At 47.8% G+C, this 12,482-nt stretch carries 8 protein-coding genes; all 8 read right to left on the bottom strand.

The annotated features are described in order from the left end of the window. Nucleotides 1–103: 103 nt before the first annotated feature. The 8 genes from CLV93_RS16080 to CLV93_RS16045 all read right to left on the bottom strand — a co-directional run bounded on the left by CLV93_RS16080 (nucleotide 104) and on the right by CLV93_RS16045 (nucleotide 12,405). On the bottom strand, nucleotides 104–1,381 hold the full coding sequence (locus CLV93_RS16080) for an MgtC/SapB family protein (protein WP_106543238.1): 1,278 nt from the start codon (nucleotides 1,379–1,381) through the stop codon (nucleotides 104–106). 100 nt (nucleotides 1,382–1,481) lie between these two features. Next, nucleotides 1,482–2,480 carry an alpha/beta hydrolase gene (locus tag CLV93_RS16075; RefSeq protein ID WP_106543237.1) on the bottom strand — a complete coding sequence of 333 codons (999 nt, stop codon included), beginning with the start codon at nucleotides 2,478–2,480 and terminating at the stop codon, nucleotides 1,482–1,484. Between the two features lie 328 nt (nucleotides 2,481–2,808). Then, nucleotides 2,809–4,425: a RagB/SusD family nutrient uptake outer membrane protein gene (locus tag CLV93_RS16070; protein WP_106543236.1), complete on the bottom strand. Its 1,617-nt coding sequence runs from the start codon at nucleotides 4,423–4,425 to the stop codon at nucleotides 2,809–2,811. A 20-nt stretch (nucleotides 4,426–4,445) separates the two neighbouring features. Beyond that, complete coding sequence (locus CLV93_RS16065; RefSeq protein WP_211297878.1) at nucleotides 4,446–7,817, bottom strand: TonB-dependent receptor; 3,372 nt, start codon at nucleotides 7,815–7,817, stop codon at nucleotides 4,446–4,448. Nucleotides 7,818–7,906: 89 nt separating this feature from the next. Then, a complete protein-coding gene (locus CLV93_RS16060; RefSeq protein ID WP_106543235.1) occupies nucleotides 7,907–8,962 on the bottom strand; it encodes a FecR family protein in 1,056 nt (351 codons plus the stop codon). 148 nt (nucleotides 8,963–9,110) lie between these two features. Beyond that, entirely contained in the window at nucleotides 9,111–9,692 is a 582-nt protein-coding gene (locus tag CLV93_RS16055; protein ID WP_106543234.1) for an RNA polymerase sigma-70 factor, read from the bottom strand. A 154-nt stretch (nucleotides 9,693–9,846) separates the two neighbouring features. Next, on the bottom strand, nucleotides 9,847–11,034 hold the full coding sequence (locus CLV93_RS16050) for a helix-turn-helix domain-containing protein (protein ID WP_106543233.1): 1,188 nt from the start codon (nucleotides 11,032–11,034) through the stop codon (nucleotides 9,847–9,849). A 423-nt stretch (nucleotides 11,035–11,457) separates the two neighbouring features. Continuing rightward, nucleotides 11,458–12,405 (bottom strand): LysR family transcriptional regulator, encoded by a 948-nt coding sequence (locus CLV93_RS16045; protein ID WP_106543232.1) that lies wholly within the window; start codon nucleotides 12,403–12,405, stop codon nucleotides 11,458–11,460. Nucleotides 12,406–12,482 lie beyond the last annotated feature (77 nt).

Raw genomic sequence — 12,482 nt, 5'->3', positions numbered from 1 at the left:
CGGGACGATTTCTACCCTGTCAGGGTTTTTTAAGGAACAAAAAGAAGCTCCGGACGGACTAAACCGATGGCAAACCGGCCTCCACTTATACCGAAGCCCCCTCTTATTTTATCACGTAAAACCAGATGGAGCAGAGAATCCCGGCGGCCAGAAGGATACCGAAATGGAGGCTCATTCTTCTTTTCACCGTTTTGCTGCTCAGCGAAAGCGCGTATATCATTTTTAGCAGGTTGTTGCTATTAGTGGCATTCAGGATGGCCAGCGCTACCACAAATACATCGAGGGTGCTCTTTTGCTGTAGCAGGTTCATCAGGAACGGGTCGATATCGGTGACGCCCACGACAAAGGCCAGGGTCGTTACACCTGCACTTCCGTAAGCCTGCGAAACGTAATGGGTAATGAGTCCGAACAATACGAACAGGAGTCCGAAGACTAGGGCGGTCCTGAATTCGAGCGGGTTCCGGTTGGTACTTTCAACCTGTTTGCCGGTTATCTCCTGTTTTTCGGCTTTCATCAGAGCGGTGCGCGAGAGCACCATTGAAACCACGAACAACAGGAGGAACGGTATTACCAGCCGGAGGGCCACGGCGGTGTTGAACAGGAACGCCAACAGGAGAATGCGCAAATACATCATGCCGTTGGCCATCATAATAGCCGAGACGGCTTCGGCCCCCAGGCTTTCACTCTTTTCTTTTCTAGCCAGGATCACGGTCGTTGCGGTTGAGCTGTATAAGCCGCCTAAAATTCCGGTAATCGTCAGACTGGATTTCGGGAACACCAGTTTCTTTAGCAGGTAGCTGGCATACGAAATGCCCGAGACCACTACGATGGCGAGCCAGATATGGTATGGCGAAACCGGAATAGAATCCGAAATATTTTCATGCGGCAGCAAGGGAAGAATGATTCCCGCGAAAGCGATAAACTTGGCCAGCGTGATGAATTCATCCTGCGACACCTTTTGCATGATGGTCACAAATTCGTCCTTCATTTCGGTAATGACCAGGATGGCTACCACGAACGACAGCGTCAGCCAGATGGGCTGCGTCATGATAAGCAACGGGATGGAGTAGGTGAGCAGGGCCAGGATAACACTGGTGAGCCCGTATTTTTGCTGTTCTTTTATTTTCAGGTAATAATGAATACCGAGGAGCAACCCCAGGATGACAAAGCCCGTGAGAAAGGGAATGAACGATTTTTCGTTGACGACGATGAGCAGGTAGCCAAGTAAGCCGATGAAGGTAAAGGTGCGGTCGGTGCCGAAGAGCTCGGCGGCCTCCTTGGAGGAGTGGTGACGGCGCTGTTCGAGGCCAATCAGTAATGAGAAAACCAAAACCAGCAGGAAGTGGACAATTTCATCGGGAATGTTGGGTACAAAGTTCATCGGTTCTTTCCTTATCCGTTTACCATGAATAAAGATAGGATTTCGCGTTCATTTTGCATAATTATTTTTCAGGCATCCAAGTATCAGGAATTCCGGGAACTCACTGTTTCTTCAATGTCTTGTCCAGGAAGGTGACCATATACTTAACCGTTTGGTCGAACCAGGGATGTACCTGCCAGAAGGAATGTACGCTGTTGGGAATGGTGTGTACGTTGGTGTAAATATGGTACTTGTCGAGGACTGAGATGACGCTGTCACGTCCGGCATGGAAACGGGGTTGTGCACTGTTGATGAACAGCATGGGCGGTGTATCCTTTCCGGCGTAAATCATTGGAGATGCTTCCACCCATTTGGCCCGGTCCTCTTTCAGTGTGGCACCAAACCAGTATGCGCCTGCCGAGCGTTTGCCGGGAATTTTGTCTTTTGCACTTTCTGCCGGTGTGGTGAAATCGAGGATGCCATCCATGTCGATAATGGCCTGTACTTTCGATGAAACCTGGTTGTTTCCCTCATTGCCTTCAAACTTCTTCATATCGCCGGTCATACCGACCAACGCAGCCAGCTGACCGCCTGCGGAGCTTCCGGAGATAGCGATTCTGTCCGGATCGATATCATACTTTCTCGCGTTCGCCCGCAAATAACGAATAGCCGCTTTGATGTCGTATACCGCTGCCGGATACAGTGCCTCGGGTGATAACCTGTACCCGACTGCTGCGGTGACATAGCCTTTTGCAGCGATTTGCTGGGCCATGGGGACCTGTGCCTCCTTGCTTCCGGAGCGCCAGCCACCGCCAAAAACCAGGATCACTGCGGGGTACTTTCCCTTTTTCTCCGGCCGGAATAAATCCAGGTGCAAATCACGCTTGCCGTAAGGAGTGTTGGGCAGAGTTGCGTAGACCACGTTGTATTCCGCTTTAACACCCTTAGGTAACTCCGGCTTCACGGGGGTAACGTTGGGGTAGTGTTTTTTGATTTTCACCCAGGCCGAGTAAGGTGTGTAAGAAGTGTCGCGCGGAATCGGTTTCGTAGCACAGGTTTGTGCGGAAGCAGTTCCTGTCGCAATTAAAAGCAATAGCAGAAGTCGGATAGCTCGTATCATGGAATTGAGTTTGTAAGGAACAAAACTTATTAAACAAAGTCATTTTGACAAGTACCGTTCCATTTTAATTGTTGTTCTATGGCTATCATATTCGCCCAATAGTGGTTAATGGTTCGTGGTAAGTCGGTAATAATAGGAATGATAGAAACCGAAAAGCTTAACCTGAAACTTGTAGCCTGAAATTTCGAAATCGAAGGTCCGGAGTTTTTCTTCTTAACCCACTTTCTCAAAAGAAAAAGGGGCCACCGCTGTAGCTGCAGGATGGCCCCGGGTTAAAAACCCAACTGTATGAATGATTTGTTTTTATCGTTCCTTTTCAGGAATTGGATTAATATCCATCGTTTTGAGAGCTCTGCGGGTTAACGGAAATCTCCTGTTCCGGAATCGGCAGCAGTACGTTTTTGTCTTTGAACCCGGCACCTGAAATGGACATGTAATCCTCCTGGCCGTTGGTAAACGTTCCTTCCGGAATCATTTTGCCCTGGTCAGCCAGTACGCTCTTCGCATCGCCCCAGCGAACGAGGTCCTGGAAGCGTACACCTTCGAAAGACAGTTCCAGGCGGCGTTCATTTTTGATGTCGGCGAAAAGCTGGTCACCCGATGAAGTGAGGGCAGGCAGATTTACGCGGGCCCGTACCTGGTTGATCAGCGGAAGGGCTTTGCCATCCTGACCACTGCGGTTGTATGCTTCAGCGGCCATCAGCAGGACATCGGCATAGCGCATCAAACGGACGTTGGTGGCATAGTTCAGCTCTTTTACGCTGGTTGCGCTGGTATTAGACTCATCGGCCCATGAACCGTATTTAAGACGAACATAGCCTTCGCATTCCCAGGGATAGGAGTTGCCCTGATCGGCATTCCGCAGTTTTCCGCCGTGCGCGATTAACTGGTCTTCGCTCATCATGGCTGCGTTCCTACGTACGGTATCGTTGGCGGCAGTGTAAGCATTCCATAGCGATTTCTGCGGATAAGCAAATCCCCATCCGGCTACCAATCCGGTATTACCACCGTCAAACCAGCCGTCACCACGCGGACCGCAAAGCTGCCAGTGGATGTTACTTTCGGTGTTACGACCGTTGTTGCCCCACTGGAAGTTGCCCCAGTCGTAGTTTTTCTCGGCTGAGTAGGAAATTTCGAACAACGACTCTTTTCCGAATTCCTGTCCTTTACGGAGGACTTGAGAATAGTCGGAAATCAGTCCGTATTCGCCCGAGTCGATAACTTTCTGGAACTCGGCAGCTGCATCAGCATACTTTTTCTCGTAGAGTAACGATTTACCCAACATAGCCTGGGCCATTCCCTTGGACACGCGCACTTTGTCGGCTGCCGATTGCTGGCTTTTCAGCGGAAGATCAGGGATAGCCTCGTTGAGGTCCTTCTCTATCTGCGCCCAGATGTCGGCTACTTTAGCGCGTGGCTGGTTATACTGATCGGGTGACGATGCCGGTTCGGTTACCAGCGGTACTTGTCCCCACAGGGTAACCAGGTCGAAATACAGCATCGCACGCAACGATTTCGCTTCGGCAATAGCCTGCTTCTTGGCGTCCGATTCGGGTTTGATGTTCGCAATCACCAGGTTGGCGCGGTAAATACCCCAGTATGACATCTGGAACAACCAGGTGATTACCGGGTTGCTGGAACTGTAACGGAACTCATTGATTTCCTCGTAGGGAGGCTGGTCACCGCGGTGTCCTCCACCGGTATAGATTTCGTCGGACAACAGGGTTTTCAGCATCCACATGCTGTCCCAATCGTAGGCGTACATCGATTGAAGTATGTCGTAAACACCCAGCACGGCGCCTTTAGCGTCGGCATCGGTTTTATAGAAGCTATCCACAGGGATGGAGCCTTCGGGCGTGGTGTCCAGGAATGATTGAGAACAGCCCGACAGGAAGAAAATGGCGGATAGTAGCGCCACCTTGAATTTATATTTTTTGATCTGCATGTTCATTGCGTTTTAGTTGATTAGAATGAAATGGAGGTTCCGAACATCACTTTACGGGCGGTAGGATACGTTCCCCGGTCGATACCAATGTTGTTGTTATTGTTGTTGTTGGTACCGGCTTCCGGGTCCATACCGATGTAATTGGTGAAAGTGAAGAAATCATCGAGTGATACATAGAACCGGGCAGATTTCATATGTAAGTTCTGCATCAGTGATTTGGGAAGATTGTATCCCAACTGAATCTGCTTGATGCGCATGAAAGCTCCGTTGAATACCAGGAGGTCACTGTTCCATGCTTTGGGATCAGTTCCTGCACGTGGCTCGGTCGCCGTGGTATTATCAGCCGTCCAGCGGTTTTTGAAGAAATATTCCGGACGATTGATGGTCGGACGGTCGTTACGAATCCAGCCCATCAATACATCGTTACCGGAAGTTCCCTGGAAGTTCACATTGAAATCGAAGTTCTTGTACGATGCGTCGAGACTTCCACCGTAATAGAGGCTCGGAATGGCACTTCCAATGTACTGTTTATCGGCTTCCGTTACATTATTGGTTGGCTGACCACTTTTGTCGAGGAAGATCGGATCGCCGGTTTTTGGGTCGATGCCTTTGGTCTTGTAACCATAGAAGAACCAGAGCGGCTCGCCTTTTTGAACCGCCGTGGCAGTCCATCCCGGTCCCACCTGGGCACCGTAGAGACGGTCGAGTGTCGGGTTGAGGTAGGTTACTTCGTTCTTCAGCGTCGACATATTCAGGTGAATACCGTAATTGAAATCATGGATCTTATTTCGGTATCCCAATTCGAACTCAAAACCCTTATTCGTTACGTCGCCGGCGTTGATGGGCGATGCTGCATTTCCGGCTTCCAGTGCAGGCGTATTTTGCGTGATGAGATCGGTTGTTTTCTTGTTGTAGTAGTCCATGGTGAACGTCAACCGGTCGCGGAAGGCACGAAGATCAAGGCCCACATCTGTCTGCACACTGGTTTCCCAGCGGAGATTCGGGTTTTCGAGCTGTGAGGGTTCGAATACTGTTCCGAATGAACCGTCGGCCATCGGGTATGTCAATGCATATCCATTGCTGGTCGATGAGATGAGTGAAGCATAGCTGTAGTTCCCCAGGTTGGAGAGGCTACCGTTCTGACCCCAGCTGGCACGAAGTTTAGCACTGGTGACGAAGGATTTCGGGAAGAAATCTTCGTTGGAAATTACCCATCCACCCGATACGGCAGGGAAGATTCCCCAACGGCCGCTTTTGGGCAATTGTGACAGGCCGGCTCCATCGCGACGCAAACTACCTTCGAGGAGGTATTTGTCTTTGTAGTTGTATGACAAACGGCTGAAGTAACTTACTTTCCGATTGTCATAAATGCGACCGTTTACCTGGTCGTTTTTCTGTGATGAGATGAAGTCGAGCTGAGCATATGCCGGATTTTCCATAATCATCGGACCACCCTGTGCATTGGTAATGCGGTGTGTGGCTTTTTCGGATGACATACCCAACAGTAACGTCAGGTCATGATCGCCGAACTTGTGGTTATACGAAGCAAAGTTTTCGAACATCCAGTCTTTCCAAAGATCATTGTTATCAATCACCTTGGTTGCACTGTTATTCCGCTCTGCGGTATAGTAATATGTCGGATTCCAGGTATGATAATTCTGGTAAGTCAGGTTCAGGTTGAACCGTGAGGTGATGGTCAATCCCTTCAGCGGCGTCAGCACAGCATACACATTTCCCTGCAGTTGATCCTGCTGGGTCTGGTCTTTGGTGATGGCCTGCGTAACGAATGGATTGACAATTTCTCCGAAGACGTATTTGGAAATACCATAGTAATTTCCGTCCGGCGCTTTCAAAATCGGATTTCCGTTGTTGATGAAAGTCTGAACGTGTGCGGGTACATCGCCGGTATATTCTACCGGGGTAGCCGGGTCAATCATGAGCGCACTACCGATAACTCCACCAAACTCACCACCCGATTCGTTAATGGCGGCACGTTGACTGTTAGAGTAGGCGAATGTATTTCCGACTTTCATCCAGGGCAGAATCTGGTGGTCGGAGTTCAGCCGAACAGTGTAGCGTTTGTATTTGTCCTTCGGACCTACCACGATACCATCCTGATTGAGGTACGACATCGACAGCATGTAGGTGGAACCATCTTTTCCTCCCGAGAAGGAGATATGATGCTTCTGCATGGGAGCGGTTTCGAAGATAGCGCCGAGCCAGTCGGTGTTGTAGGTCTGGTCGACATTCGAAATTAATCCGGCTTCGTTCATGAAGGTGCTGTACTGTGAAGTGTTCATCAGCTTCGGTGTATGCCCTACGCTTTGGATGCCGTATTGGAAATCGTAAGTGATGGTGGGTTTCCCCGATTTTCCTTTTTTCGTGGTGATGATGACGACACCATTACCACCTTCGGCTCCGTAAATGGCAGTGGAGGCTGCGTCTTTCAGTACCTCCATGGAACTGATATCATCCGGATCGAGGTTCGAAATATCGGTGGTTTTGATACCATCGACGATGTAGATCGGATTGGAGTTGTTGTTTGATGAGTATCCCCGAATCCTCACTTTAATAGGGGCTCCCGGAGCTCCGGATGCGTTGATAACCTGTACACCGGAAGTTTTTCCCTGCAGCGCCTGTTGCGCCTGCGAAACCGACGTGTTACCGATATCGCTTGAATTCACACTGGCAATGGCACCGGTGACAACGCTTTTCTTTTGTACACCGTATCCTACGGCTACAACCTCCCCAAGACCAATGCTTTCCTCTTCCATCTTTAAATTGATGGTGCTTTGTCCGGTGTAGGCAACTTCCTTGTTCTTCATTCCCACGAAGGAGTAAAGAAGGGTTACGTTTTCCGGAACATTGGTCAGGTGATAAATGCCGTTGGCATCGGTGATGGTACCTTGGGTAGTACCTTTAATCACTACGGTTACACCGGGAAGAGGTGCCCCGCTTCCGTCTGTCACTTTACCCGAGACTTCGTGTCCCTGGGGTTGAGCATTCCCTGTGGCATCGTCAGTGGTGCGCGACAGAACAATGTGATTGTCGTTGATGCTGTAGTTGACCGGTGTGCCCGCAAACAAGGCATCGAGTACATCCTGCAGGCTGGTTTCCTGTTCATTCAGGCTTACTCTCCGGTTGACATCGATTAATTCGCTGCTGTAGATGAAGGAGTAGCCCGTTTGCTTCTCGATCGTTCTCAGGACATTCCTGACAGTTGTGTTGTTTACGTTCAGCGATAAATTGGCGTTTTGCGCGGTTGTTTTGTTCGCAAATGAGCTGAATGTGGCCAGTAAGACCATGAGTAGTGTCACTCTCATTTTGACAAAGATTTTAGCTCCCCACATTTCCCTGAGGAAAGGAGGTGCCTGTTTAGAGACTTTTTTCATAGATTTGAAACACTTTTGATTAAACTATATTTACGGATATGGTTTTTTCGGCCGGTGAGGTTCTGCCCAATCTCACCGGCCTTTTTCATTTACCTTTGTATTGCATAGATTTTAATTTGTTTTCTGGTATATGTTTGATCGGCCTGCTGCTTTTCTGCCGTAACCTCATAGCGGATTGGCAATGCCTTTTTCAACAGGTTCAATGTTTGCATCAGTTGTTCTTTTTGGAAGGTGGCGGTAATCGGCATTTCTTTCAGCACATCGTTCGCCAGGATGATATTGACATTGTACCACCGGCTCAGCTTTTTCACGGCGATACCCAGTTTTTCATCCACAAAAATTAGTTTGCCATCGCGCCATGCGGCATACTGCATGGGATTGACCTTATTGATGGTAAAGGTTTTATTTTCGAGGTTGAGGCGCGCCTGTTGCCCGGGTTTGATGTCGACTTTCTTGCTAATGTGTTCCGACGTTAGCGAAATGTGGCCCCGGGTCAGTGTTGCTTCAAAATATTTGTCCTGCGAATAGGCGTTCAGGTTGAACTCGGTGCCGGTGACGGTTGTGGTCATCAGCGGATTTTCGACGACGAACGGCCATTTGGCGTTATGTGTAACTTTGAAGTAAGCTTCACCGTCGACGAATACTTTGCGCTCTTTTCGTCCAAATTTCACCGGATACCGGAGCCGGGTTCCGTCATTCAGCCAGACCTGGGTTCCGTCGGCCAGTTCGACTTTGGTAATGCAGCCAGGTTTGGTGAATATTTCCCGGTAGGTGAGTTTCTCCGAGCGCGAAGACTGGTATTGACGAACGGACCACCATCCGGTGAAAACCAGTAGCGGGACGACCAGGATCGCTGCAATTTTGCGGAAGCCATTGATAAAGCGTTGAGAACGCGATTTTTTCCTGACAATCTTTTCGGAATTTTCTTCATCGAGAAGGTCGATGCGGCGGTGAATGGAATGCAACATCGAATCGAAATCGGGAGCCGGACCTTTGATGGCTACGCGGTTCTCCTCCCAAATCTCGGTGAGGTAGCTGCGTACCAATAGCTCATTCTCCGGAAGAGCCATCCACGAAACAACTTCCCGGGCGGCTTGCTTGTCCAGTTTTCCACTTAAATATTGTAAGAGCAAGTCTTTATTCATCAACAGCAAATCGTTTTACACAGATAATACGTAGGGAACCATCTCAACCCCTATCGATGTGTTTTATAACACATTCTTGGGATGGGGGCTCCGTTTTCTTTTCTGAGTAAAGGCTTAGCTGTTCTGGTAGTCTGTTTGGTTTTCGGTGTTACCGAACAAAAAGGAAGAAAAATAACACGCCCAGGATGCCGTATTGTGACAGTTTTTCGCGGAAGGTACGCAAAGTGGCGGTCATCTGATTCTCGACAGTTTTTACCGAAATACTCAACTGCGCGGCAATCTCCTTGTTCGATAATCCTTTTTCCCGGCTTAACAGGAATATTTCTTTTCGTTTTTCCGGCAGTTTTTCCAGAATGTCATGGTATATCTTGTCGATGTTGAAGAACTCGATTTCCAGCTCTGCATTGTTATCGTTTACTGTAAGCTCTTGATTGTTATTGATTTGAATGGAGGCCAGCAGATTTTGTTTTCTCAACTGGGTAATGACATCCCGGTAGGCTATGGTAAACAGGTAAGATTTGAACGAGAATTTTTCTTCGATGGTATTACGCCGTTCCCAAACCTTGACGAATACATTTTGCACGATCTCTTCCGCGTCCGCCGGATTTTTCAGGATGCTTGTCACAAAGGCATACAATCCTTCGGCATATCTTCCGTACAGCGCGTCGAATGCCTCGTGATCTCCTCTTTTCAGGCTGGATATTAGCTTCAGGTCTGTAGTTTCGTTCATCTCTTATGTTAAGATAACCGCACGTGTTAGGTTGCTGAACCTGCGATTTTAATTGGTAAAAGTGAGAAAAAAAAATTACATCTTCAATTAAAGAGGTGACACGAAAATAGCCCGCCATTTTATTGTTGTGACGAATCGGGAGGTGGTAACGTACTTATGTGTTGATTTGGGCGAAGGATTGGTCGCTTTTCCTGACCTTGCGATCCTCGCGGTATTTGCCGGGAGTAATGCCGGTTTCTTTTTGAAATGCGCGGATGAAGGAATTCAACGATCCGAATCCGGACAGATCGCCAATATGTTCCAGCGTATAACCGTCAAACGATTCGGTTTCCAGCATCCACCGGGCTTCCTTCACACGGTGATGGTTGACATACGTGCAAAAATTCATCCCGTAGTGTTTGTTGATGATGCCCGAAACATAGGTTCGGTTACTGTTGATCATTTTCGATACTTCCCAAATTTTCAAGTCTTTGTTGAGGTAAGCCTTTTCCGATGTAAAATATTCTTCCAGCTTGAGCACCACGTTGTTGGGTTCGTTTTCCGGACGCTCTTCCTGGGGGTACATCTCGTCGAGTTTAACAATTTGACTAACGATCTGATCTTGCCGGTTTCCCAGGTATCCGATAACAAACAGTAAGACTGAAAAAATGAACGACGGAATGAGCAATTTCACACTGTTGTCAAGAAAAGTACTACGCCCAAGGGCATTGAAAATGAAGCCTGCCAACGAGGTAAGTAAAAGAAAAATATACATCAGCTGTGCCCAATTGAGATTCAGCTCTTCCGGGTTGGAGTAATATTGAGCGATATTTTCCTTATGAAGTCTGATGAGTCGGATATTTAGCACCAGGTAGGCAAATATCTGAATTCCAAAAATCAATCGGCTCAGGAGGAAGAGCATTTGGTAGGCATCAATCCACGGATTCCCGGAGAGGTAAAAAGAATGTGAGCCATGTTCTAAGTGGTGAATATAAGCCAGCCGGTTGATCGGTCCCATGAAAATAATCAGAAACAAGCTGGCGACTGCCACGATAAGTCCGGGAAGGTAGTGAAGCAGATCTGAAGGCTTTAGCCGGGTTTCCACTGTCAGTAAGCGTATGTAGTGATAATACATCGGAAATACAGCTAAACTGGTGAGCGTGTAAATCCATTCGTACCACGTGAAAATCTGAAAATTACGGGTAAAGTAAAAAGCATGCCCCAGGTAAAGAAAAAATGCCACCATCATGAACACGCCAAGCATAAACTTGGCCCGGTTTATCCGGAGCGTTCCGATGGTAAGCACAATGGCCCAAAAAAGGGTCGCGTAAAGCGGGTTGAGCACAGCCAAATATCGTATCATAAGCTGTTGATGCAGTAAGTCTATTAATTCTTGAATGCGACAAAGTGAGATCAACTACCTAAGGGGGAAGAAAATGTACCAATTGAAAATTGGTTTTTACCTTCTGCAAGATACAAATAATCTTTTTGTCATACTTTCAAATGCATTAAGGTAAATGAATACAGTATTTTTTTGGGTGTTTTTTTGGAGTAGATACACCTGTTTCTCTCTCCTGTCGTTTGTGTCTGTCACAGCTGCAGGTGGCAACTTGGTTCACATTACACATTGAGTTTTGTGCTTAGGTTACATTTCAGGTGAAAGGCAAATGTTTGTGCCATCTGCACATGAAGGGTGTTCCGGTCGGGGCACCCTTCTTCATGTGTGCCATTCGTCACTGTAAGCTTCAAATGATTTTAGGGATAAACGGGAATCGTTATTCTTAATTCAAAACCGTAATCCGGTGTCCAATGTCTTCTCTACCGGACTGGCCAGCATTCGTTTGGGGATTACCTTTAATGCTTCATCCAGTAAGAATTCGATGAGGCGGTCACTCTTTGAAATACGGGTGGTAACCAGGCTGATCTCACGAACTGGTGGCGTTCCGGCTATTTCCTTTATCATCTGTTCTTTTTCAGGACCTACCGAAAGAGTAGCCATCTCGGGAATGAAGGTAATGCCGCCGCTGTTTTCCACCACCCGGCAAAGTGATTCAATGGAGTTGGACAGATAGACGATATTCTGGTACTCGCCGGGTTCTTTCGCATATACACATACCGAATCGACCTGGTTTTGAAAGCAGTTTCCTTCCTGTAGATACCACATCTCTTTTAAATCAACGGCATTTAAATCAATGTTCTCCGATGAATACAACTCATGTTGTCCCGATACATACAGAAAGAATTTTTCATAGAAAAGCGGACGGAAGACCATCCCTGGCGCCGACACCGGAGTAGAGATGAAGCCTGCATCCAACTGACCGTTTTTCAACTGGGCGATAATCTCTTCAGTCTTTAATTCCTTTACCGTTAGCCGGATGTCGGGATATTTTTGAGTAAACTGGGTGAGAAACATGGTAAACCAATAGGGTGCAAGTGTTGAGATGACTCCGACCCGGAGTTCACCTTCCGGCTTTTTCTCCAGCTCGAACGGCAAATCCTTCAACTTATCGGCTAACTGCAACAGTTCCCGAGCCTGACTTGCAAAGATTTCTCCTTCTGCGGTAAGCGTTATCCGGTTGGGTGAGCGCTTGAACAACTGCATCCCCAGCTCTTCCTCCAGCTTGCTGATTTGCAGGCTGAGGGCAGGTTGTGAGATGTGTAATCGTTTCGCTGCCAGTGAGAAAGAATCGTGTTGGCTTAACTCCAGGACATATGATAATTGCAATAGTGTCATCGTATAATCTTTTGCTTATGGATGTATAAATATTTATAAAAATAGAAAATATCACCTTTGAAATATCAAAAACGGAA

Origin of the sequence: Prolixibacter denitrificans, assembly GCF_003014495.1 — a bacterium.
In the GTDB taxonomy this organism is placed as follows: Bacteria; Bacteroidota; Bacteroidia; order Bacteroidales; family Prolixibacteraceae; genus Prolixibacter; species Prolixibacter denitrificans.
Note: the sequence above shows the minus strand (reverse complement) of the source record. Positions and strands in the feature narration are given on the sequence as shown.